At 41.5% G+C, this 22,907-nt stretch carries 22 protein-coding genes; 6 read left to right on the forward strand and 16 right to left on the reverse strand.

Annotated features, from left to right (window positions below; all coding sequences use genetic code 11):
- Nucleotides 1-217: 217 nt before the first annotated feature.
- The gene (locus MHI23_RS16110; RefSeq protein ID WP_024427666.1) at nt 218-1,006 is read left to right on the forward strand and encodes a C39 family peptidase; all 789 of its coding nucleotides are present in this window, start codon (nt 218-220) and stop codon (nt 1,004-1,006) included.
- Between the two features lie 40 nt (nt 1,007-1,046).
- Here the strand turns inward: MHI23_RS16110 and MHI23_RS16115 are convergent, their stop codons facing one another.
- The 8 genes from MHI23_RS16115 to hprK all read right to left on the reverse strand — a co-directional run bounded on the left by MHI23_RS16115 (nt 1,047) and on the right by hprK (nt 6,852).
- Nucleotides 1,047-1,679: a DsbA family protein gene (locus MHI23_RS16115; RefSeq protein WP_326134290.1), complete on the reverse strand. Its 633-nt coding sequence runs from the start codon at nt 1,677-1,679 to the stop codon at nt 1,047-1,049.
- A 45-nt stretch (nt 1,680-1,724) separates the two neighbouring features.
- Nucleotides 1,725-2,366 (reverse strand): NAD(P)-dependent oxidoreductase, encoded by a 642-nt coding sequence (locus MHI23_RS16120; protein ID WP_327831030.1) that lies wholly within the window; start codon nt 2,364-2,366, stop codon nt 1,725-1,727.
- Nucleotides 2,367-2,453: 87 nt separating this feature from the next.
- A complete protein-coding gene (locus MHI23_RS16125; RefSeq protein ID WP_024423567.1) occupies nt 2,454-2,882 on the reverse strand; it encodes an Rrf2 family transcriptional regulator in 429 nt (142 codons plus the stop codon).
- A 69-nt stretch (nt 2,883-2,951) separates the two neighbouring features.
- On the reverse strand, nt 2,952-3,470 hold the full coding sequence (locus MHI23_RS16130; protein ID WP_034623792.1) for an acyltransferase: 519 nt from the start codon (nt 3,468-3,470) through the stop codon (nt 2,952-2,954).
- 1 nt (nt 3,471) lies between these two features.
- Nucleotides 3,472-4,122 carry a pyrophosphatase PpaX gene (gene ppaX / locus MHI23_RS16135; protein ID WP_034623790.1) on the reverse strand — a complete coding sequence of 217 codons (651 nt, stop codon included), beginning with the start codon at nt 4,120-4,122 and terminating at the stop codon, nt 3,472-3,474.
- Entirely contained in the window at nt 4,119-5,063 is a 945-nt protein-coding gene (locus MHI23_RS16140) for a nucleoside recognition domain-containing protein (protein WP_056765706.1), read from the reverse strand. The genes ppaX and MHI23_RS16140 overlap by 4 nt, the downstream gene beginning before the upstream one ends.
- 20 nt (nt 5,064-5,083) lie before the next feature.
- Nucleotides 5,084-5,908, reverse strand: coding sequence for a prolipoprotein diacylglyceryl transferase (lgt, locus tag MHI23_RS16145; protein ID WP_024427661.1), 825 nt, complete (start codon nt 5,906-5,908; stop codon nt 5,084-5,086).
- A gap of 11 nt (nt 5,909-5,919) precedes the next feature.
- On the reverse strand, nt 5,920-6,852 hold the full coding sequence (hprK, locus tag MHI23_RS16150; RefSeq protein WP_024423572.1) for an HPr(Ser) kinase/phosphatase: 933 nt from the start codon (nt 6,850-6,852) through the stop codon (nt 5,920-5,922).
- Nucleotides 6,853-7,029: 177 nt separating this feature from the next.
- Between hprK and nagA the strand changes: the two genes are divergently transcribed.
- Genes nagA through MHI23_RS16165 form a run of 3 tightly spaced genes read left to right on the forward strand, consistent with a single transcriptional unit; the run spans nt 7,030 to nt 9,689 of the window.
- Nucleotides 7,030-8,220 (forward strand): N-acetylglucosamine-6-phosphate deacetylase, encoded by a 1,191-nt coding sequence (gene nagA / locus MHI23_RS16155; protein ID WP_125585989.1) that lies wholly within the window; start codon nt 7,030-7,032, stop codon nt 8,218-8,220.
- Nucleotides 8,220-8,945 carry a glucosamine-6-phosphate deaminase gene (gene nagB / locus MHI23_RS16160; protein ID WP_024427659.1) on the forward strand — a complete coding sequence of 242 codons (726 nt, stop codon included), beginning with the start codon at nt 8,220-8,222 and terminating at the stop codon, nt 8,943-8,945. The genes nagA and nagB overlap by 1 nt, the downstream gene beginning before the upstream one ends.
- 18 nt (nt 8,946-8,963) lie before the next feature.
- Nucleotides 8,964-9,689 carry a GntR family transcriptional regulator gene (locus MHI23_RS16165; RefSeq protein WP_024427658.1) on the forward strand — a complete coding sequence of 242 codons (726 nt, stop codon included), beginning with the start codon at nt 8,964-8,966 and terminating at the stop codon, nt 9,687-9,689.
- A 30-nt stretch (nt 9,690-9,719) separates the two neighbouring features.
- Here the strand turns inward: MHI23_RS16165 and MHI23_RS16170 are convergent, their stop codons facing one another.
- From MHI23_RS16170 to MHI23_RS16190, 5 genes are all read right to left on the reverse strand, one after another.
- Entirely contained in the window at nt 9,720-13,574 is a 3,855-nt protein-coding gene (locus MHI23_RS16170) for a metallophosphoesterase (protein ID WP_125585987.1), read from the reverse strand.
- A 94-nt stretch (nt 13,575-13,668) separates the two neighbouring features.
- Nucleotides 13,669-14,055 carry a phage holin family protein gene (locus tag MHI23_RS16175; RefSeq protein ID WP_024423577.1) on the reverse strand — a complete coding sequence of 129 codons (387 nt, stop codon included), beginning with the start codon at nt 14,053-14,055 and terminating at the stop codon, nt 13,669-13,671.
- Nucleotides 14,056-14,250, reverse strand: coding sequence for a PspC domain-containing protein (locus MHI23_RS16180; protein ID WP_024423578.1), 195 nt, complete (start codon nt 14,248-14,250; stop codon nt 14,056-14,058).
- A 6-nt stretch (nt 14,251-14,256) separates the two neighbouring features.
- Nucleotides 14,257-15,348 carry a DUF4097 domain-containing protein gene (locus tag MHI23_RS16185; RefSeq protein ID WP_342492095.1) on the reverse strand — a complete coding sequence of 364 codons (1,092 nt, stop codon included), beginning with the start codon at nt 15,346-15,348 and terminating at the stop codon, nt 14,257-14,259.
- Nucleotides 15,349-15,359: 11 nt separating this feature from the next.
- Nucleotides 15,360-15,695 (reverse strand): hypothetical protein, encoded by a 336-nt coding sequence (locus MHI23_RS16190; RefSeq protein WP_024427655.1) that lies wholly within the window; start codon nt 15,693-15,695, stop codon nt 15,360-15,362.
- Between the two features lie 197 nt (nt 15,696-15,892).
- On the opposite strand from MHI23_RS16190, the gene MHI23_RS16195 reads away from it, so the two are divergent.
- Nucleotides 15,893-16,123, forward strand: a complete 231-nt coding sequence (locus MHI23_RS16195; RefSeq protein WP_024427654.1) for a hypothetical protein — start codon at nt 15,893-15,895, stop codon at nt 16,121-16,123.
- A 113-nt stretch (nt 16,124-16,236) separates the two neighbouring features.
- Nucleotides 16,237-17,369, forward strand: a protein-coding gene (locus MHI23_RS16200; protein ID WP_342492096.1) for an IS3 family transposase whose coding sequence is annotated in 2 segments (ribosomal slippage) — nt 16,237-16,510 and nt 16,510-17,369 — 1,134 coding nt in all. Because the reading frame shifts where the segments join, the coding sequence is not laid out codon by codon here.
- Nucleotides 17,370-17,443: 74 nt separating this feature from the next.
- On the opposite strand, the gene uvrA is transcribed toward MHI23_RS16200, so the two are convergent.
- The 3 genes from uvrA to MHI23_RS16215 all read right to left on the reverse strand — a co-directional run bounded on the left by uvrA (nt 17,444) and on the right by MHI23_RS16215 (nt 22,851).
- On the reverse strand, nt 17,444-20,320 hold the full coding sequence (uvrA, locus tag MHI23_RS16205) for an excinuclease ABC subunit UvrA (protein WP_034623782.1): 2,877 nt from the start codon (nt 20,318-20,320) through the stop codon (nt 17,444-17,446).
- 7 nt (nt 20,321-20,327) lie between these two features.
- A complete protein-coding gene (gene uvrB, locus MHI23_RS16210; protein ID WP_342492097.1) occupies nt 20,328-22,313 on the reverse strand; it encodes an excinuclease ABC subunit UvrB in 1,986 nt (661 codons plus the stop codon).
- 292 nt (nt 22,314-22,605) lie between these two features.
- Nucleotides 22,606-22,851, reverse strand: a complete 246-nt coding sequence (locus MHI23_RS16215) for a CsbA family protein (RefSeq protein WP_025093987.1) — start codon at nt 22,849-22,851, stop codon at nt 22,606-22,608.
- Nucleotides 22,852-22,907: the final 56 nt, after the last annotated feature.

Raw genomic sequence — 22,907 nt, forward strand, 5'->3', positions numbered from 1 at the left:
AACACATTAAAACAAAAAATTCCGAATCCTTTAGTTCGCTAATATGATAATATGCTAACAAAATAAAGTGATTAAATCAATCATTTTTATTTCTTCCTATTTTCATCAACATATTCTGGAATTATTACATTCAAGTGACACCTGTGCCTTTTCTGTATGTTCGATGAAGGAACGTGCTATAATACTTAAAAATATTGAATAACACAGGAGATTAACAGTGAAGTTCATCCAGACATTCATCTTAACTTTGTTGTGCGCATGTCTTGTTTATTTCGGCTTTATATACGTTTCACAAATCGATCAAGTCAAGAAAACAGCTTCGCCGCAAAAAGCAGCAAAAGAAAACGATACAGCACTTGCGGCTGAAGAAACTCGTTCAACGAAAAAAGCAGAAACCACACATCATTCATTAAAAGGAAGCAAAAAAGCCATGGACGTCATTCTCTACAATCAAATGGATGCGCCAAGGCTTTATAACGGATGCGAAGTCACGAGCTTAGCGATGCTGCTTCATTACAGCGGCTATGAGCAAGTAACGAAAAACACATTGGCAAATGAAATCAAACGCGTTCCGCTCAATTATGAAAATGGCTTAAAAGGAGACCCTCATGACGGGTTTGTAGGCGATATGGAGAATGGACCGGGTCTTGGGGTTTACCACGAACCGATTTATCAGCTTGCGAAAAAATACGCGGGCGATCAAGTAGTCGACTTAACCGGAAAGCCTGTTAAAAAGGCCATCTATCAATCCCTTGAAAAAGGCTATCCTGTCTGGGTGATTACGACATCCACCTTTGACAAAACAGATAACATCGAAACATGGAATACACCAAATGGCAAAATCGATGTAAGCTTTAATATGCATAGCGTGGTCATCACAGGCTATGACAAGGAGCATGTCTACTTGAATAACCCCTATGGAGAAAAGAATCAAAAAGTCGACCGTGATCAATTTGAAGATTCTTGGGAACAGATGGGCAGTCAAGCGATTATCATTAAAGCGTAAAAAAACAACCTCTATTCACGTAGAGGTTGATTTTATTGCTTCATTTTCCTAGTAATTCCTTCAGACGGTCTTCAAGCTTTTCAGCTGTCATCGCACCTCCGCCCAGGCTGAAGTATTCATCCCCTCTTTTTAATAAAAGTGTAGGATAGCCGTTCACATGAAGTTGATGAACCTTCGCAAAGTCGGCATACGCATCATTCATCGCTTCTTTTGTTTTCATGCGTTCTATGACTGCGTCAGAATCAAGATGATGCGCCAAAGCGATCTCCCGATACGTTTCTTCATCACTCAGGCTTTTTCCGTCTTGATAAAAAGCCTTTTGCATCGATGAAGCCAAGTACAATGCTTGCTCAGGTGCGATGGATCTTAATGCAGAAAAACCAATGGCCGCAGCCTCAGAATCTAAAAGAAACGTTCCGTTTGCTAACAGCTTCTGATAACGTTCACCAAACTCGACACCAGTCAGCTGACTAATACGCTGATTTGCTTCTGGAATGTGTGGATAATCCTTTATTGGAAGACTTCTTTCTCCTACAAATAAACCACCCGACACAAGTGTTAATGATATCTCCGGATGATTTTCATGCAAAGTGCGGATACTGTTTGAAAATCCATAACACCAGCCACAATACGCATCCCATACATAGATGAAAGACAATTCTTGCTCATTCATACGTTAGACTCTCTATTTATCATTTTTAGACGGCCATGAAACTGCTTATTCAGCTTCAGATACGACGGTAAAACGTTCTCCAACATGGGCTGCCTGCTCCACCTCATCAACAAGTGCAATGGCGTAGTCAGCATAGCTCACATAGCTGTCACCTTTAGAATTGACAATCAGATGGTCTTTCCCTTTCACGTAAGAACCTGTACGTTTGCCAGCTGGATTAAAGAATGCAGCTGGGCTGAGGAAGGTCCATTTTAATCCATCTGTCTGTTGAAGATCTTTTAGGTTTTCTCCTTGCTGTGAAGCCGTAGCAACAAATTCTTTAGGAAACTCTGGTGTGTCCACTAGTCTTGTTGTTTTCGCCTCATCTACAAATAGACTTCCTGCTCCGCCCACAACGATCAAACGAGTCTCAGGTGCCTCTTTTAAAATATCGATCAGCTTTTTCCCAGCTTCTACGTGAAGATGCTCTTTTCCAGCAGGTGCGCCAAATGCATTTACAATCACATCAAAGCCTTTGATGTCTTCTGCTTGCAAGTGAAACACATCCTTCTCAAGAACAGATAGAGATGAATCTGTCACCTTTTGTGCATCACGGACGATTGCCGTTACTTCATGTCCTCTTGATCGAGCCTCTTTCACAATTTCTTGTCCTGCTTTACCTGTTGCGCCAATAATTCCAATTTTCATGTTAACTCCTCCTGCAATATGATTTTATGTTGATAAAGAAAGGTGTAACTAATACGGTTACAACAGAGGTAAAAAAAATTGAATTGATCATCCAATTTTTTTGATTAGCACATGCGTTAGTTCACTTAATTTGATCTCAGCAAGCACTTGCTCCATCGCACTTTGAGCGCGGCATAAAATTAATTCAAGCACCGCTTGAATATTTGCACCGATCGGACAGTCAGGATTTGGGCTTTCATGAATTTGAAACAATTCTCCCTCATCCACAACTTCAACCGCTTTATACACATCGAGCAGTGTGATGTCGTCTTCACTGCGGTTCAGCTGAGAACCACCTTTGCCAAGACTCGTTGAGATTAGACCTGCTTTTTTTAATTTACTCATAATGCGGCGGATGACCACTGGGTTTGTATTCACACTTCCCGCGATATCCTCCGATGTCTGTAATGATCCTTTTTCAAGTGATAGCAAGGCCAGAATATGGACAGCGACAGTAAATCTGCTGCTGATTTTCATGTTTTCTCACCTCTGTTGTAATCATTATAGTTACACCATGTCACATTGTCAACAAAAAAGTCTGCCGAGCTACTCAGCAGACGTAGATTGACGTGCTTCCATTTCTTCTTTCGTATAAATCAAGCGCATTGGATTTCCTCCAACAAATGAGCCTGCTGGGACATCCTTATGAACAAGTGTACCAGCCGATACGATCGCTCCATCCCCAATGGTCACACCAGGTAAAATAGTTGAATTAGCTCCAATTAAGACTTCATCACCAATATAGACTTCCCCAAGTCGGTACTCTTTAATCAAATACTCATGGGACAAGATGGTTGTGTTATAGCCGATCACACTATTTCGACCGACAGTGATTTTCTCAGGAAACATCAGATCAACCATCACCATTAAGGCGAACGCCGTATCCTCGCCGACCTTCATACGAAGAAAGGTTCGGTAAATCCAATTTTTCATTCCCATAAAAGGCGTGTACCTTGCCATTTGAATAAAAATGAAGTTTTTCACCACTTTGAAAAAGGGAACTGTCCGATAGACTTGCCGCAGCGAATTAACCCCTTTTACAGGATAACGATCTGTTTTTCTCAACTTAATCAGCTCCAACAATCGCCAGGAGATCACTCATTTTCTTCAGCATGAAATCAGGGCGATGCTTTAAAAGGGCCTCTTCTCCCTTAATCGACCAAGCAACACCTGCCGTTTTTGTCCCTGCCGCTTGACCAGACAAAATGTCGTGATAATTATCACCGACCATCACCGCTTCATGCGGATCACTGCCAAGCTTTGATAATGCCAGCTGAACAGGCTCCGGATGCGGCTTCTCATTTTGGACATCATCGAGCGTCACAATGACCTCAAAGAACGGCTCTAAACCGGTCAGCTTCAATCCCATTAAAACCGTATCCCGTATCTTCGTTGTGACAATACCGAGCTTAAATCCTCGATCCTGCAGGACTTTCAATGTGTCTAAAACGGTCTCATATTCAGTCACAAGCAGATCATGCTGCTTATGATTAAACGTGCGGTACATCTGAATCATATCATCTGTCAAATCAGGGTCCATCGCAGAAAATGTATCAAACAAGGACGGACCAATGAAATGAAGAATATCCTCACGGCTGTACTGACCAGGATAATAATGATCCAGCGTATGCTGAAATGAAGCAATAATTAATTCATTTGTATTGATTAATGTGCCATCTAAATCAAATAGCACTGTGTTGATCGTTGATTCGTTCATATGGCTTCCTTTCTAACAGCTGCAAGCTCCCGCTTCCGCCAAATATAGCTAATGGCAGCTGTCAATAAAATTGCAGAAATCAGGCGGATCACAAGAAGCGGCCATACTGGAATACCAAGTGGAATAAAAACCAGCGTATCTTCGACCACCGCATGGCAGGCAACAAGGAAAATAAAAGCAAGGGTTAAGTCCTTTTTACTCACACCGTCCTCTTCCACTGCCTTCATCATCACACCGGCTCCATAAGCGAGACCAATCGTTAATCCAGCCACCATCGTCATAGACGTATTTTCTTTCATTCCAAGCATTCTAGTAAAAGGTGACAGCCACTTAGACAGTGTATGGAGCCACCCTAAATCTCTCATGAATTGAATGATGATCATGAGCGGGATAACGATACAGGCAAGCTGCAGCACACCGAGTACTGCTTTTTGTAAAGCAAGAAGGACGATCATGTACCAGCTGGAAGGCACATCAGCCGCCTGAGCTGCACTCAAAAGTCCATATTGCGCCGGCTCCTCGCCTCCCTGCCAAACGAGATGAATGACAATAGCAGAAATAACAGCAAGACTGATTCTGACCAGCAAAATCACAGATACTCTCAGTCCAACCTTTGCTGCCACTGTTGATTCGATGATCAAGTTATGGCAAAAGGACAGCATCACTGCCAAAATAAACACTTCCTTCACAGGAAGCTCTAATGTCAAAATGGCAGCAATCCCCGCATACAAATTCAGCATATTTCCTAATACAAGCGGAATAGCCGCTTCCCCCGAAAGACCAAACAGCCCCATAAATGGCTGAATGAATCGGATGATCCAATCCATGACAGGCGTATGCTGCAAGATACTGACGAGAATGGTCACTGGAAAGATGACTTTACCAAGTGTCCAAGTTGTCGACAGCCCTGCTTTCAAGCCGTTTTTCCATGTCTCTCCCATCTTCTTCTGATCCCCCCTGCTTAATTCGATGAGTTGTTCTCTTTATACGGAATCGATGCGTATCCTTTCATTCTTCTAAAGAAAATCAGTAGAACAGCCACTGCGAATATCGCAATCGAAATCATCTGTGCGATTCGAAGATGCTCTGTCAGCATTAAGCTGTCTGTTCTCATCCCTTCAATGAAGAAACGGCCGATTGAATACCAAATTAAATAAGACAAGAAGATTTCGCCTCTGCGCAGCGAAGTTCTGCGTAATAAAATCAAGATGACAACACCAACAAGATTCCATAATGATTCGTATAAGAACGTCGGGTGATAATAGGTACCATCAATATACATTTGATTAATGATAAACTCAGGCAGATGCAAATTTTCTAAAAAGGTTCTTGAAACCGCCTCACCGTGTGCTTCTTGATTAATAAAGTTCCCCCAGCGTCCAATTGCCTGCCCTAGTAAAATACTAGGTGCTGCGACGTCGGCTATTTTCCAAAAGGATACCTTTCTCACTTTTGTAAAAATGATGGCTGTCAGCACGGCACCGATCAGCCCCCCGTGAATCGCAATTCCACCATTCCAAATCTTAATGATTTCGTTTGGGTGCTGCTGATAGTAATCCCATTCGAAGGATACATAATAAATTCGAGCACAAATAATCGCTATTGGAATGGCAAATAAGATTAAGTCAATGAACGTATCTTTATTGATTCCTCTTTTTTCACATTCTCTCAAGGCGAGCCAAAGTCCAAGCAAGGCCCCGACCCCAATAATCACACCATACCAATGAACCGAAATAGGTCCGAGGTGAAAAGCAATCGGATCAATTGGCTGAATTGCTTCGTTCATATAGTCAACTCCTATTCATCCTGGCCATTGTCTTCAATGACATCGGCAAGTTTACTTGTAAATTGTTCCGCTGCATTATGTCCCATACGTTTCAGCCTGAAGTTCATCGCAGCCACCTCAATGATGACCGCTAAGTTTCGACCTGGCCGCACAGGGATCGTCAGCTTCGGCACATCTGTATCGATGATGCGCATTTTCTCTTCTTCAAGTCCTAAACGATCATACTGTTTGCCTTGTTCCCAAAGCTCAAGGTTCATTACAATCGTAATTCTCTTATAGCTTCTGACAGCGCCTGCTCCAAATAAGGTCATCACATTAATAATGCCTAACCCGCGAATTTCTAAAAGATGTTCAATCAGCTCAGGTGCGCTCCCAACTAACGTATCCTGATCCTCTTGACGGATTTCCACGCAATCGTCTGCGACCAGCCGATGTCCTCTCTTCACTAATTCTAAGGCTGTTTCACTTTTTCCTACTCCGCTTTTCCCAATTAACAACACACCCACACCATATACATCTACGAGCACACCATGAATGGCAGTCGTTGGTGCAAGCTTACTTTCTAAAAAGTTGGTCAATCGACTCGAAAGTCTTGTCGTTTTTAGACTAGATCGTAAAACAGGCACGCCATTTTCATTTGATGCTTCGATTAATTCCTTCGGGACATCACGATCTCGTGACAAAATAATGGCAGGGGTAATATCTGTACAAAGAGACATCATTCTCTGCTTTCGTTCGCGTTCTGGGAGCTGTTCAAAAAAAGAAAGCTCTGTTTTTCCTAAAAGTTGAACTCTTTCTTTTGGGTAATATGTAAAATAACCAGCCATTTCAATACCTGGTCTGGAAAGATCACTGATTGTAATGGGACGATTAATCCCTTCTTCCCCACTTACCAGTTCAAGATGAAATTGTTCCATTATGTCCTTCGTACGAACTTTCGGCACGTTTCTTCCTCCTTTTATCACAGGCGATTCAGAAATACAGCTCTATTTTATCACTTTCAATGATGAACCCAAAACAGTATTTTATCCTGTTCCTGTTTCACCGCCCTAACTGGTATAGACAACTATACTTAAAAAGAGTAAACTTAAATGAAAGATAACGAATAAGGGGGCTCAAACATGAGCGGTTCTTTATTGCTCTCCAACATTCATATTGTGACAAAGTCACAGGTCATTGAAAACGGTTTTGTCGGTTTACGCGATGGCAAGATCGACTATATTTCAACATCACCACCGACAGGAAATTATGAAAAAGTATATATTTCCCGGGAAAACTTTTATTTACTCCCCGGAATGATTGATATTCACATCCATGGCGGATATGGTGCAGACATGATGGATGCGACAGCAGAAGCAATGAATACGCTCGCTGACAACCTTCCGTCCGAAGGAACGACAAGTTTTTTAGCGACAACCATCACACAAAACCATCATGAGATTGAGCATGCACTTAAAAATGTCGCTCAGTGGAAACAAAGTAATGAAGCACAAGCAGGAAATCAGGCACAATGTATAGGAATCCACCTCGAAGGTCCATTTATTTCTAAAGATAAGGCAGGAGCACAGCCTGTTCAATGGATTAAACAGCCGGACATCCCGCTTTTTAAAAAATGGCTGGATGCTTCTGATCAGCTCATTCGAATTGTCACGTTTGCACCTGAGGAAGACACAGATTTTGCATTTCTTTCTCTATTACAGGAAAAGAACATTATCCCTTCTATTGGACATACGAATGCCCATCATGACATGATCAATTTAGCAGCTAAGCATGGTGCATGCCATGTAACGCACCTTTATAATGCACTGAGTTCGTTTCAGCATCGTGAACCGAACGCTGTAGGTGCTGCTCTTACGAACGAGAATCTTCATACTGAGCTGATCACAGATGGGATTCACTCCCATCCTCTTTCCATCAAGCTTGCGTATTTGGCAAAAGGAAGTGATCGTTTAATCATGATCACAGACTCGATGCGTGCAAAAGGGCTTGGGAATGGAACGTATGAATTTGGCGGTCAGACGGTCACAGTCAGCGGCGAAAAAGCATTGCTGGACGATGGTACACTTGCAGGATCGATTTTGCGAATGAAAGATGGCGTCAAACGGATGAAACAGCTCACTGATTGTGATTGGACAGAGATTGCGAAGATGACCTCAACCAATGCGGCCGCTCAGCTGGGACTTGATCAACAGCTCGGTTCCATCGAAGTTGGAAAACTAGCAGATCTGGTGATTTGGGATGAATCTGGTGAACTGATGATGACGATCTGCCGTGGACAAATCGTCTTTGAAAAAAAGGAGGCCAACCACTAATGAACATCATCGAATTTGAAAGCAAAGATCAATTAGGAAAAGAAGCAGCTGCCATTATTGCAAGGACAATAGCTGCTAAACCCGATGCCGTACTCGGCCTAGCAACGGGCGGTACACCTATTGAAACTTACAAAGAGTTAATTCAACTTCATCAAGCGCATCAATTGTCTTTCAAGCAAACAAAAACAATCAATTTAGATGAATATGCAGGACTTGATCCAGAACATGAAAATAGTTATATGACCTACATGAAACGTCATTTATTTGACCATATTGATCTCCCTCAGGATCAGTATTTTCTTCCAAATGGCAATGCAGCTCATTTAGAAAAGGAATGCTTAAGATATGACCAGCTCATTGAGGCTGTAGGCGGCATCGATCTTCAGCTCCTTGGAATCGGTCAAAATGGGCATATCGGTTTTAATGAACCAGGTACCCCTTTCAACTCAAAAACTCATGTCGTGCAGTTAGATGAAAACACGAGACAGGCTAACGCAAGATACTTTTCTTCTATTGATGAGGTACCTACACATGCCATCACAATGGGAATTGCGAGCATTCTTTCAAGTAAAAAGATTCTCCTTCTTGCTTCGGGAAAATCAAAAGCGAAAGTGATACAATATTTAGAACAGGCAGAGATTCATCCGGACTTCCCAGCGTCTGCACTGAAACTTCATGAAGATGTAACGGTCTTGATTGATCGAGATGCTGGATCACTACGCTAAAAACGAGAGGATTTTCACATGTTTATTGATAAGCAGTCACCTATTCCGATGTACCATCAGATTATGGAGAACCTGAAAAAACAGATTGAGGATGGAACATTAGCACCTGATACACTCATTCCTTCTGAAAGAGAATATGCCGAACGCTTTGGTATTAGTCGAATGACTGTCAGACAAGCCTTATCGAATCTTGTGAACGAAGGATATTTGTATCGACAAAAAGGAAAAGGCACCTTTGTAAGCCGAAAAAAATTTGAACAGCCGCTTCAAGGCTTAACAAGCTTTTCAGAGGATATGCGCCAGCGTGGACTCAAAGCATCAAGCCAGCTGATTGACTTCAAAAAAACTGCATGTCCAGAGCACTTGCTGCCAGTCTTACATCTGTCAAATCGTGATGCTGTATTTGAACTAAAACGGATACGCCTTGCAAATGATGAACCGATGGCGATTGAAACGAGCTATATACCTGAAAGATTTGCCGGAGATTTAACAAAGAAACATTTAACTGGCTCTTTATATGAATATATAGAAACTCACACTGGCCATGTCATTGCTCATGCCAAACAGGAACTTGAAGCCAATGTTGCCTCAAAGGATGAAGCAAACTTGCTGTCTATTTCAGCAGGCGATCCTGTGCTATCAATAACAAGAACGACTTTTTTTCAACAAGACATTCCATTTGAGTATGTCGTTTCTGTTTATAGAGGGGATCGTTACAAGCTCATTCATACAATGGAAAGATAAACAGTGCCCCTGACACGGAGCACTGTTTTTTTATTTCCTAAGAAATTTTGTTTCGTCATCATCTTTTGTATGAATTTTCCATATTGGTGAAATGGCTTTTCCTTGAAAACGATCTTTTGCTACAGTGTACCAATAATAATCTTCATTTGGCTTTAAGCCCTTCCACTCAAAGCTTGCTTTTTTGCCGCTTTTTACACCGCGCGCTTCTCCTAGAAGAACATTCGTATACACATTGAGTTCAAAATAATTGGTTTTGACAGATTTCATTTTCGGTGTCAAATCTACATCGATTGAAAATTCATCCTGATCTCCATACGTTTTAGGATCGTAAAAATGCTCTTTATTCAAGTAAGGTGAATATGTCGTAAAATGAAGCTGATTTTTTTGTTGATCGGCTGTTATGACCCTCATAAACCCTTGACCACCTTCAGGTCCTGACTGATAATCGGCGAGTATTTGATATACTTTCCTGTCGACTTTTCCATCATGGTCATCATCAAGCTCATCTACTTTTCTGCTTGCTCCATGATAATGGCCGCTAAATACGGCCACAATATTAGGATGGCGTTTCACCACTTGGTGAAAGATGAGGTCGCCAATCGGGCTTCGGTTGCCGCTCACTAACAAATACTCATGGAAATTTAAAATGACGATACGATCTGGATGCTCAGAAATTACACGGTTTAACCAATCAATTTCATCTTGCTTAATCCCCCAGCCCATGTACACCATCATATAATCATTGCCGCCGGCAGAGATGAGATCATAATGACCTTTATTGTTTCGATAGGATTCACCATAGTAAGGCTTATCAGCAAAGCGTTTTTCCCCGAAATATTTCCCGTATTCCGCATATAAACCGTCCTTGTGTCTAACATCATGATTTCCTGCTAAAACCCCATAGGGAATGTGATTCTCATCTAATACACGCATAAATGTATCAGCACGGTGCCATTGCTTATCCTTTGAATCATCTACAATATCGCCTGTATGGAACACATATTGAATGTTTAATTTTTCTCTTTGATCTCTGATCCATTCAACCATTTGTTTAAAGATATGAGGATAGCTCTTTGCATAATATTGAGTGTCAGACATCCATACCATCTTATATGGCTTTTGCGATTTGCTGATTTCATCCTGTACTAGCAAATCAAACGTTTGATTCTTCATGTACTGTCTCACTGACAGCAGCCCTTTCAGGTAAAATTCCTTTTGATCCTTGGCAAAGTGATGAGTGATTTTATCCCACTTTTCCTGCTGGTGATTCCATGCGTACATTGTCACCTTTCTCCCTGACAATGAACTCCCTTTCCATACAGCTTCGACGACATCCTTTTCACGTACATCATGATGAACCTTAATTTGAAAACGATGATAAGGAAAACGCTGTAAATCCTTCGTTTCAACTGTCTTCCCATCAACAAATGCAATGCGGTTTCTTTCTTGATCAGAAAAAATCATTTCTCCTTTTTGGAGATAACTCTTAGGCGGTTCTGTCTCTGCTGCATACTTAAAAATTTTCATTGAAGGATGCAGCGATGTATATTGATAGGCACGATAAAAAGAGTAATCTAACTTATCATTCGTTGGATCCTTGGTTAGCACAGTTTGTTTTGATGATTTCATTTTCGTCTTATCTGCCACCCGCTCTGGTGTTTCAGGATGCTCATGTACCGTCTTGAACTCTTTTTTTAACGTCGACATGTTACCAGCTGCGTCTTTTGCTTTGATCGTAAACGTGTGCTTCCCAGGCTTTAATTCACTAGAGGATGTCTGATATGGCAAAGAAACTGGTTTGCCATCTACATATGCCTTCAACTCCTCTATGTCACTCCAGCGATCCGTTACTTTTGCTTTTAATGTAAAGGCGCCTTTATATTGATCCTTTGTTTGTACGTTGGTCTTAATTCTCGGCCCAGTGTTATCAACTTTCACACGTACTGAAGCGTGCTCTTCTGAGGTTTTGGCCTCAATTAGGTGCGGCCCTTCTTTCAGCCTTTTTGTGTCCCACTTTATATAGGTTGAGACATACGCCTCTTTTGGAATCTCAAATTGAAACGTTCTCACCTTTTTTGCGTTCCCGCTGTCTCCCATTCTCCATTCTTTTAGCGGCTTCGCATTGATTGGCGGAATTTGTGTTCCATTTGACAAGATCATCCTGACGTTTTTCAATTCAAAATCATCATGATTCTCTCCAGGCAGCCGGTCTACCGGAGAAGACTTTGTGCCAGCGTGAAAAGAGATCGTTTGGAGACCTGCCTTTTTTATCTCTTCTTCGGGTATTGGCATTGTATAGGTACGGTACACTTTTGTCGAATCATCAAAAATAGAAAGTAAACGCCTACCTATAGACACACCATTTTTAAAATATAAATTTGTTCCTTTGACATCAAATGCGATATATGGATCTGCTTCAAGGGCAGAGGATACTTGCTGCTTCCGTTTTCCATCTATTCGCAATTCGATACTTTTTTTCTGATCAGACGTTGCCTTTAATGAAAATAAACCTGATACCGTATCTCCCTCTTCTACATTGAATCGTAGACCGTGGGCTTTGCTGACCTGCTCCACATCAATCGTTTTTTTCAACGTCTTGGCTTCATTTCCGCCGTCTGACGCTTCAAGCTGATATTCTAATTGTTCTTTCCCAATCAACTCAGGTGAATAAATAATATGATGAAATAACCGGTCATTATGGTCTTTTTGCAGCAGGATTTCCTTAAACGGATCTTTTCGATTCGTTCGATAGCGCAGCTTGACGGTTTTTACAGCCTGATCATCTTGGACATCTGCTTTAATCTCTACACTTTCAGTTGGTTTCACCGGCTTCCTTACCGTCATATCTTCAATCACAGGTTTATGGATATCTTGAGAAATTTCCTTTTTTTCAGATGGAATTTGTGCTTTTAGCACTTTACCTGGAGTGGGTTCTTCCTCAATTTTCGAAATCAGCTTCGTCTGCGTCGTACCATCCATTGGATACTTAAACAGCAAGGATTTATGCTCGCTAAACCATGATGGCTTCAAACGAAAAGCGGCAGAAGAAATTTCTTCACCTATATTTGTTGTGATCGAAACAAGACGAGATTTAGAGTTGGACAGCCCTTTGCTCTCAATAATGGACAAATGCTCGCCCTCTTTTAATTGGCTTTTATACATGGCATTAAAATCCGCTGCCGTTAAATGCTCCTGCCCTTTTTTTCTCAGCCAGAATACATAAGGTTTTCCAGGTGAAATGGTGACTGGATTTGTGTGAAAGGAATATACATCATCCATTTCAATGCCCTGTGCAGGATTGCGGTAGCGGAGCTGATAATGTTTAAGAGAGATAGGCGCATGTGTCGTGTTATACACTTCGATAAACTCAAAAGCATCTTTGCCTTTTCGGTTTTTTGAATTGACGACAATTTCTGTGATGAATAAATCCGGAATATGTGAAAGATCTTCTTCAAATCCATTTAAATGAACCGATTTCTCTGCCGTTTTGATTACTGATTTTTGCGTAAGGAACTCTGTATAGTAACGAACGGTTGGATTCCATAATTGATCTGGCGGAATTTTCGCTGTAAATTCTGGCTTCATCCCTGGCAGCCGTTCCATTGGAATCAAGCGGTACCCCAGTTCATCACTTTGTTTATAATACAAGTTCGCAGACAAAATCTGTTCTTGGTCACTAATGGACGCACGAAACTGTAGATCATGGCTTTTTCCTAGAACCGGGCGGACGTCCACATGAAATTGGTCAAAGATAAAAGGCGAAAAAGGCTTGTCCGGTACATTCACTTCTGTTTGAAGAAAAGGTCCTGCTGAAGCAGGCTGACTGAAACAAAAAAGAATGATAAAAAAACACAAAAGCATGATTTGTCTGCTCACGTTCACCATCTTGCACCGCCTCCCTTCGGATATTGTGTCTCCTGAAGGTCGTTTTTATGTCAGATGGAACGGAGAAACGATGCAAATTTGCACAAAAAAACCGTTAGCTTTTTTTCGCTAACGGCTCTACAATTCCTTTTTGTATCAACAGATGGAAAATGGATAAAATGACAGCCATCCAAATGGCCGTTCCGAATCCATCAATGTTAAAGCTATCTCCCATAAAGCTCGATGTCATCATGAGTGTAATCGCATTGATGACAAATAAGAACAATCCTAGTGAAAGAACGGTCACTGGAAGCGTTAAAATGATCAAAAACGGCTTCACTAAAATATTGAGCAAGGACAAAATGATACTTGCCACAATGGCTGCACCAAAACCTTCAATATACACGCTCCCGAGCCCAGGCAGAATGCCCGAATCAAAATATCCAGCAATGACGATTAAAAGTAATGCATTTACTAAAATACTGACAATCCATCTAAGCATTTATTTAGTGCCTTCTTCCGGAACAACAAAATACCAGATGAAGTAGATCAGGAAGATCGGCATAAATGCTGTCAAAAATCCGATGATGACGGTTAAAATGCGAAGCAGCGATGCATCAACACTTAAATATTCCGCAAGTCCACCAACAACACCCGCTATTTTTTTATCTGTTGCTGAACGATAAAGCTTCTTCATGTAGAATCACTCCTTGTCTGATTGGTGCTTTACTTGTATTGAGCCTGTTTTTGTTTCTGCAAAAATGGATATACTGTGCACCGCTTGTTGATTGGCTTTGATCATTTTCTCTTTTTGTAATGTTTCATTTTTTTCTTTAATCATCTCTGCATCAAGTAAATCGTGAGAGATAGACCCAAGATTGCTTTTCAGCTCAGCGGTCACTGCACATGCACGCGGAATCTGAACGTCCACACTGCCTGTTGTCGTTTTCGCATAGATGGAACGGCACTTTTCATCTGACAGCTGAACAGCAATATTTCCATTAAAGCTTTGAGCATCAATTGATTCACTTTTCCCGCGCAGGTCTATGAGCCCATTGATGGTTTCTACTTCAATCATACCACACTCGTGATCTGCCAGTTTGATTTGTCCGTTTGCTGTTTCTATTCCGACTTTTTCTGCTTGTAACGAAGCAAAAGAGACAACACCATTTGTCGTTTTCGCGGCAAGTTCTTTTGTCTTTAGCTTTTCCCCGCGAATCGGTCCATTAAACAGCTTGACCTTGATCTTATCGTATTGGATAGGCGGTACGTATAATGTAACATTGACTTTCATCGTCTTCTTTTCGGTTCGAATAAAAAATTTATCTCCTTCAAGCCCGCAGTCCAATTGATTGAGAAATTGCTGTCTTGCCTGCTCTCCATCCTCTGCACGGTAAATTTTTGCATGACATTCTGCTCGAATATCTCGATCGTCCCAAGGCATCACGTTGAGGCTGCCGTTCGCCAATTGAATATCTAAATGGGAAAGCGATGCGTCCTTGAACTGAAAAATGTGCTCAACATCAACGGACTGTCCAAAGTTCAAATCAAGATCCACGTCTTTTACCTTTTTCACCGCAGAGTCTAACCAGCCAAACAGCTTTGCCCCAAGATTTTCGGTGCCGTTTCCTTTGCTCTCTGCTCCAGCTTTTTCTTCATGAAAGGTGTGATCAGCCGTAGACTTTTCTAATGAGACTGACTGACCTTCTTCTAGTTTTTCCAGCAGCGTAATTGCTTCTTTTGCTGATAATACTCCGTCTTCTACTAATTTTAAAATTCGTTCTTTTTCATTCATAAAAAGCCCTCCTAAGATTTGATGGATTGAAGTACTTTAATACCTTGAATGATATTCCAAATGACAGAGATCAAAAAGCCAATGACTACTAAAAAAGACAAGATGAACACCGTCATGACTGGAATGAGCGAGTCACCTGCCTGTGTCGTCAATAAAAATGGGATAGACCCAAAAATCAACAAAATGCACGCTGCGACCGGCAAAAGATGTGACCATAATGCCCGCAATGCGTGCCGCTTCGTTTCCTTTTGATCTACTACAAAAAACGCCACGATCGGTACGATAAACGGCATAAATAATACACTAAAATAACAAATAGAAGCAATAATCGACTGATCTCTATTCATATATATTCGCTCCTTCATAACGAAAATCCCTTTCTAACTCATACGTTTATTGCGTATAAAAAGTTTCAAAATCATTCGATTTACATATGACCTTAGACACAAATTATTTCTTTTTGCACCTAAGAGTAGATTCTTCACAGATTACCCTTTAAAATATGTTGAAAAGATGGTGATTATCATTATAGGGGGTAATTATTTTGACAGATCATCATAATTCAAAACATACGGCTCAAACGCTTTTAGACCTTATACAGAAACAGAAAAGCATGAACAGCGATATGATCAAGGAGCTTGAGACCATTCATCCGTCTCATCCAAAGTATGGTGATATCCGTTATTTAAAGGTACTGCTCGACAGCAGCAGCACCCATATTTTAAAGGATTTAACGCACCTCAGTAATTTAATGCCGAAGGAAGATGTGCAGTAAAAGAAAAACCCCTCTTATGGGACTGACCCCATAAGATGAGACAAATAAAAAACACCTTCAAGTTTGAAAACGGATCGTTGTAATCCGAAATAAAACATGGAGGTGTTTTTTCTATGGGGACAAGAGTGAGTTATCCGGTTGAAGTCAAACAGAAGGCTGTAGAAATGAGATTGGCAGGCGTATCAATGAAAGAGATTTTGCGGGAATTGAATATCAAAAATAAAACGCAGGTTCAGACATGGGTGAGGTGGCATAAGGCTGGGGATACACACCGGTTCGAACAGCCTGTTGGAAAACAATATACCCATAGAAAGGGTCCCGAGTACTCTTCCGAATTAGAGAGACTGCAGGCAGAAAATCGCTATCTGAGTCAACAGAATGAAGTTTTAAAAAAGTACAACGAATTGGAAAGGAAGTTGATAAGGAAACGTCAATCAAACTGGTAGAAGAATTGTGCAAAACAATGACAGTACAGGACATCTGTGTCCATTTAGGCGTCTCACGCGCTTCGTACTATAGATGGAAAAAAGATCTGACTCAGAATCATTCTAAAAAACAACTAGAGGAACAAATCGGCACGTTGTGCCGAGAGCACAAGTATCGATATGGATATCGAAAAATCACAGCCATACTAAAAATGAGGATGCATATTAACCATAAAACTGTTCAACGTATCATGCAGAAAAACCAGTGGCAGTGCCGGGTTAAAATGAAAAAGCGTAAGAAGAATGGGCAGCCCTATGCCGTGGCCGGTAATATACTGGATCGGAACTTTCAATCTGATCGCCCTCTTGAAAAACTAGTAACGGACATCACGTATTTGCCTTATGGACAGAAACAATTGTACCTTTCCAGTATATTGGATTTATATAATGGAGAAGTAATTGCGTTTACGATTGGTGATAAGCAGGACACAGACTTTATTTTAAACACACTTGATCAGCTCCCAGCACTGCCTGAAAACTGTGTGTTACATAGCGACCAAGGTTCTGTGTATACATCTTACGAGTATCAGAAAGCTGTTCATATAAAAGGCATTACCATGAGCATGTCCCGTAAAGGGACGCCCGCTGATAATGCCTCCATCGAATCGTTTCATTCCTCGCTAAAGTCTGAAACGTTCTATCTTAACAGCATTGATCGAACTACAACCAACATTGTAGAACGCACTGTCAAAGAATACATTTATTATTATAACAACATTCGTATTCAAACAAAACTAAACAACCAATCACCGATCAACTAACGGCAATTGGCTGTATAAAGGTGTTTTGATCCCTGTCTCAAAAACGGGGGTCAGTCCCTATCGAGGGGGTTTCTTTATGAAGAAGTCACACTTTCCGTTTCTTTAACCAGTTGTTTCATGCGTTTACGGTCACGCTCTAAAATAGGCTTCAAGTATTGACCTGTGTAAGATGCTTCTTCTTTTGCAATGTGCTCAGGAGTGCCAGAGGCAATGATCGTTCCGCCGCCTGCACCACCTTCTGGTCCGAGATCAACGAGATAATCAGCAGCCTTGATAATATCAAGGTTGTGCTCAATGACCAACACCGTATCTCCGTTTTCAACCAAACGCTGAAGCACCTTTAATAAACGGGCAATATCATCTACATGCAGTCCTGTTGTCGGCTCGTCCAAAATATAAAGGGACCTTCCGTTTGAACGGCGGTGAAGCTCAGATGCCAATTTCACGCGCTGTGCCTCTCCTCCGGACAATGTCGTTGCAGGCTGTCCAAGTGTAATGTATCCAAGCCCCACATCATAAATCGTTTGAAGCTTCCGCTTTATTTTCGGGATATTCTCGAAAAATTGGAGTGCGTCCTCCACAGTCATTTCAAGCACATCAGCAATGTTTTTCCCTTTATATGTGACCTCGAGTGTTTCGCGGTTATAACGTTTCCCGTGACACACTTCACAAGGCACATACACATCTGGCAAAAAGTGCATTTCAATTTTAATGATGCCATCCCCGCGGCACGCCTCACAGCGGCCGCCTTTGACGTTAAAGCTGAATCTGCCTTTTTTATAGCCTCGTACCTTTGCTTCGTTTGTTTGTGCAAACACATCCCGCACATCATCAAAGACACCTGTATACGTGGCAGGGTTGGATCTTGGTGTACGGCCAATTGGAGATTGATCAATATCAATGACCTTATCCAAATGATCCATTCCTTTGATTTCTTTGTGCTGCCCTGGCTTCGCCTTCGCTCTGTGCAATTTTTGTGAAAGTGATTTTAATAGAATTTCATTCACAAGCGTACTTTTCCCTGAGCCGGATACTCCGGTCACAGCTGTAAAGACGCCCAGAGGAAACTTCGCATTCACGTTTTTCAGATTGTTTTCTTTTGCACCTTTTATCTCAATATAGCGGCCGTCAGGCTTTCTTCTCTCAATTGGCAGCGGAATAAATTTCTCACCTGATAAATATTGGCCTGTTAAGGATTTCGGGTCCTTCATGACTTCTTCTGGCGTTCCAGCTGAAATCACTTCTCCTCCATGAACTCCTGCTCCAGGTCCAATATCTATTAAATAATCAGCGGCTAGCATGGTATCTTCATCATGCTCCACGACAATCAGTGTGTTCCCGATGTCACGCATATTTTTCAACGTCCCAATCAACCGGTCATTATCGCGCTGATGCAGACCAATGGATGGTTCATCTAATATATAAAGAACACCTGTCAGCCTTGAGCCGATTTGAGTTGCCAGGCGAATCCGCTGCGCCTCTCCGCCTGATAGTGTGCCAGCGGACCGGCTCAAATTCAGATAATCTAAGCCCACATTATTTAAGAAGGACAAACGCTCTTTGATTTCACGTAAAATGAGCTGGGCAATCTGCAAATCTTTCTCAGACAACTCAATTTTTTCATAGAAATCAAGGGCATCAGAGACAGACAAATCGGTGATTTCTCCGATATGCTTGCCATTGATGAGAACCGCCAGCGTTTCTTTTTTCAGACGATATCCTTTACATGTCGGACATGGCTGATTGGCCATATATTTTTCCATTTGTTCACGAATATAATCAGAGCTGGTTTCCTTATAACGCCGTTCAATATTACGAAGAACGCCTTCAAACTCAATTTCATTTTCACGTACCTGACCAAAATCATTTTCATATTTAAAATAAATCCGTTCAGATCCGCTTCCATATAAAATTTTATCAAATAAATGCGATGGGATATCTTTCACAGGAATGTCCATGTCGATGCCATAATGTGTACAAACAGCCTCAAGAAGCTGCGGATAGTATTGCGAGCTTTGCGGCTCCCATGGTGCAATGGCATGCTGCCGTAAAGTCAGATCCTTATTAGGAATGACAAGCTCAGGGTCGACTTCCAGTTTTGAACCGAGCCCATCACAGCTCGGGCAGGCACCAAAAGGACTATTAAACGAAAACATTCTCGGCTCAAGTTCACCAATAGAGAACCCGCAATGCGGACAAGCATGATGTTCGCTGAATAACAGCTCTTCTTGTCCAATCACATCAATCATCACTCGGCCTTCGCCCAGCCGCAGCGCCGTTTCAAGGGAGTCAGACAGCCGAGCAGCAACGCCTTCCTTCACGACAATTCGGTCAATGACTACTTCAATGGAATGCTTCTTGTTCTTTTCAAGCTCGATATCTTCTGAAAGATCCTCCATCTCTCCATCGACTCTCACTCGTACATAGCCCTGCTTCCGAATTTGATCAAGCACTTTCACATGTGTTCCTTTGCGGCCGGATACAACTGGTGCAAGCACTTGTAATTTCGTTCTTTCAGGATATTCTAAAATACGATCTGTCATCTGCTCAATCGTTTGTGACGTAATTTCAATTCCATGTATAGGACAAATCGGTTTTCCGACTCGAGCATACAAGAGACGCAAGTAATCATAAATTTCAGTGACAGTACCAACTGTTGATCTAGGGTTTCGGCTCGTCGTTTTCTGGTCAATACTAATCGCCGGAGAAAGACCTTCAATGGCATCTACATCCGGTTTATCCATCTGCCCAAGAAATTGGCGTGCATACGCTGAAAGAGATTCAACGTACCTGCGCTGACCTTCTGCATAAATCGTATCAAAGGCAAGCGACGATTTTCCTGAACCAGATAATCCCGTAATGACCACTAGCTGGTCACGCGGGATATTCACATCAATATTTTTAAGGTTGTGGGCTCTAGCACCTTTCACCTCTATTCGTTCCATAGCCATCAGGCAATCATCCTTCCGCTTTTAGCTCTAGCAATAGATCTCTTAATTCTGCTGCTTTTTCAAAATCAAGCGCTTTTGCTGCATCTTTCATTTCCATCTCGACTTTTTCGATCACTTTTTCTCGTTCTTTTTTGCTCATTTTCGAAAGCTTTGGTGCTGCTTTTGTTTCGTATTCTTCTGAATCCTCATGTATCTTTGTTGCCTTAATGACATCTCGAATTTTCTTATGGATCGTTTGCGGTGTAATCCCGAATTTCTCGTTATATGCTTCTTGCTGTTCTCGTCTTCGCTTCGTTTCTTGAATCGCAATGTCCATCGATTTCGTCATATTGTCTGCATACATAATGACCCGGCCTTCTGCATTTCTCGCTGCACGGCCAATCGTCTGGATGAGGGATCTTTCAGAGCGTAAAAAGCCTTCTTTATCCGCATCTAAAATGGCCACAAGCGACACCTCTGGAATATCCAGTCCTTCACGAAGAAGGTTGATTCCAACAAGCACATCATATTTACCGAGACGCAAATCACGGATAATCTCAATCCGCTCAAGGGTCTTAATTTCTGAATGCAGGTAATTCACCTTGATTCCGATTTCTTTTAAGTAATCTGTGAGATCCTCAGACATTTTCTTCGTCAGTGTGGTCACGAGCACACGCTCATTTTTCTCAACTCGTGCATGAATTTCTCCAATTAAGTCATCAATTTGTCCTTCAATCGGACGGACTTCAATGATTGGATCAAGTAATCCCGTTGGACGGATAATTTGTTCCACAACCTCTGGTGTTTTCTCAAGCTCATACGGACCAGGCGTTGCTGATACATGCACAATATGATTGATATGCTTTTCAAACTCATCAAAGGTGAGCGGTCTGTTATCAAGTGCTGATGGCAGGCGGAATCCGTGATCAACCAACACTTGCTTTCTAGCTTGGTCCCCATTGTACATGGCGCGGATTTGCGGAATCGTCACATGCGACTCATCGACAACAATCATAAAATCATCTGGGAAATAATCAAGCAGTGTGTAAGGTGTTGAACCAGGCGGACGCAAGGTCAGATGTCTTGAATAGTTCTCAATTCCTGAACAAAAGCCCATCTCTCTCATCATCTCAAGGTCATATCTTGTCCGCTGCTCAAGGCGCTGCGCTTCAAGCAATTTTCCATTTTTGCGAAGCTTTTCAAGCTGTTCTTCTAGCTCTTGTTCAATATTGATAATGGCTTTTTCCATTTTTTCTTCTCTTGTGACGAAGTGAGATGCTGGGAAAATCGCCACATGATCTCGATCACCAAGTATTTCTCCAGTCAGCGCATCCACTTCACGAATACGTTCAATTTCATCACCGAAAAACTCCACTCTGATACAATGCTCATCTCGTGAAGCGGGAAAAATCTCAACAACGTCTCCTCTGACTCGGAAGGTTCCGCGCTGAAAATCTATATCATTACGAGAATACTGAATATCCACCAGCTTACGAAGAAGCTGATTGCGTTCAATCTCCATTTCAGTACGCAAAGACAGCACAAGCTCTCTGTATTCCTCTGGCGAACCTAAGCCATAAATACAGGACACACTGGCAATGATGATGACATCTCTTCTCTCAAATAACGAGGACGTAGCCGAGTGTCTCAGCTTATCAATCTCATCATTGATGCTGGCATCCTTCTCAATAAATGTATCGGTCTGAGGTACATATGCCTCTGGCTGATAATAATCATAGTAACTCACAAAATATTCAACAGCGTTATTCGGAAAAAATTCCTTGAATTCGCTGTATAACTGACCGGCAAGTGTCTTATTATGCGCAATGACAAGTGTCGGTTTATTCACTTCTTTGATCAGGTTGGAGACAGTAAAGGTCTTTCCCGTACCTGTAGCACCTAACAGCGTTTGATGCTGTTTCCCCTGATGGATCCCCTCAACAAGCTTTTCAATCGCCTTTGGCTGATCTCCTTGGGGCTGATAGTTAGAAACTAATTCAAAGCGGTCACTCACATCAAAGCCTCCGTTTCGTTACGAAATCTATCTAATGAATATATTATCATAAAAGAACACAAAAATACGAACTAAAGTTCGGCTCTTACTTGATTTTTATTTCCAATACAGTCATACCCTCTCTCCCATGGGAAATAACCCTCTTAAGAAAACCTTCCTTTCAGTATGGAACATTTTGGAGTGAGATATTCGATGAGCAGAAAAAGAAAGCTGTGCTTACTAGAAATCGTAAGCACAGCTTTTGTTTAAAACATGTCAATTTTCAGCCATCATGCTCTTGATAGCGATAACATCATTGATGTTTTTCAGCTTTTTCTCTTTTTTCGATTTCTTTCTTAGCCATAAACAAAGCCCCAGCTACTAAAGAAATAATATCTAATCCCACAATAAAGTAGGTTTCTGTATAGCCTTTCATGTACGAAGCAAATAAAAGCGCTGCTGTTAACGCAATGCCCACATAATGATTATAAGTAACCTTTGAAAATAAAATAACGAGCAAGAAAGGAAAAACTAGTGCAAATATGGCTTTTGTAATCACAAAAACCCTCCCTCTTCATGGTCTACTTCCTTGATTATAGTAAAGATTGGCATATT

This window comes from Bacillus sp. FSL M7-0003, from assembly GCF_038628485.1.
Lineage (GTDB): Bacteria > Bacillota > Bacilli > Bacillales > Bacillaceae > Bacillus > Bacillus safensis.

What these genes read in the sequence shown, in the direction of transcription:
- MHI23_RS16165 (WP_024427658.1), top strand. Translation starts at nt 8,964, where the DNA reads ATGTTTATTGATAAGCAGTCACCTATTCCGATGTACCATCAGATTATG.
- MHI23_RS16190 (WP_024427655.1), bottom strand. Translation starts at nt 15,695, where the DNA reads ATGAATAGAGATCAGTCGATTATTGCTTCTATTTGTTATTTTAGTGTA.
- MHI23_RS16180 (WP_024423578.1), bottom strand. Translation starts at nt 14,250, where the DNA reads ATGAAGAAGCTTTATCGTTCAGCAACAGATAAAAAAATAGCGGGTGTT.
- MHI23_RS16140 (WP_056765706.1), bottom strand. Translation starts at nt 5,063, where the DNA reads ATGGGAGAGACATGGAAAAACGGCTTGAAAGCAGGGCTGTCGACAACT.
- MHI23_RS16115 (WP_326134290.1), bottom strand. Translation starts at nt 1,679, where the DNA reads ATGAATGAGCAAGAATTGTCTTTCATCTATGTATGGGATGCGTATTGT.
- ppaX (WP_034623790.1), bottom strand. Translation starts at nt 4,122, where the DNA reads ATGAACGAATCAACGATCAACACAGTGCTATTTGATTTAGATGGCACA.
- MHI23_RS16185 (WP_342492095.1), bottom strand. Translation starts at nt 15,348, where the DNA reads ATGAATGAAAAAGAACGAATTTTAAAATTAGTAGAAGACGGAGTATTA.
- MHI23_RS16170 (WP_125585987.1), bottom strand. Translation starts at nt 13,574, where the DNA reads ATGGTGAACGTGAGCAGACAAATCATGCTTTTGTGTTTTTTTATCATT.
- MHI23_RS16120 (WP_327831030.1), bottom strand. Translation starts at nt 2,366, where the DNA reads ATGAAAATTGGAATTATTGGCGCAACAGGTAAAGCAGGACAAGAAATT.
- nagA (WP_125585989.1), top strand. Translation starts at nt 7,030, where the DNA reads ATGAGCGGTTCTTTATTGCTCTCCAACATTCATATTGTGACAAAGTCA.
- lgt (WP_024427661.1), bottom strand. Translation starts at nt 5,908, where the DNA reads ATGAACGAAGCAATTCAGCCAATTGATCCGATTGCTTTTCACCTCGGA.
- uvrA (WP_034623782.1), bottom strand. Translation starts at nt 20,320, where the DNA reads ATGGCTATGGAACGAATAGAGGTGAAAGGTGCTAGAGCCCACAACCTT.
- MHI23_RS16125 (WP_024423567.1), bottom strand. Translation starts at nt 2,882, where the DNA reads ATGAAAATCAGCAGCAGATTTACTGTCGCTGTCCATATTCTGGCCTTG.
- MHI23_RS16175 (WP_024423577.1), bottom strand. Translation starts at nt 14,055, where the DNA reads ATGCTTAGATGGATTGTCAGTATTTTAGTAAATGCATTACTTTTAATC.
- nagB (WP_024427659.1), top strand. Translation starts at nt 8,220, where the DNA reads ATGAACATCATCGAATTTGAAAGCAAAGATCAATTAGGAAAAGAAGCA.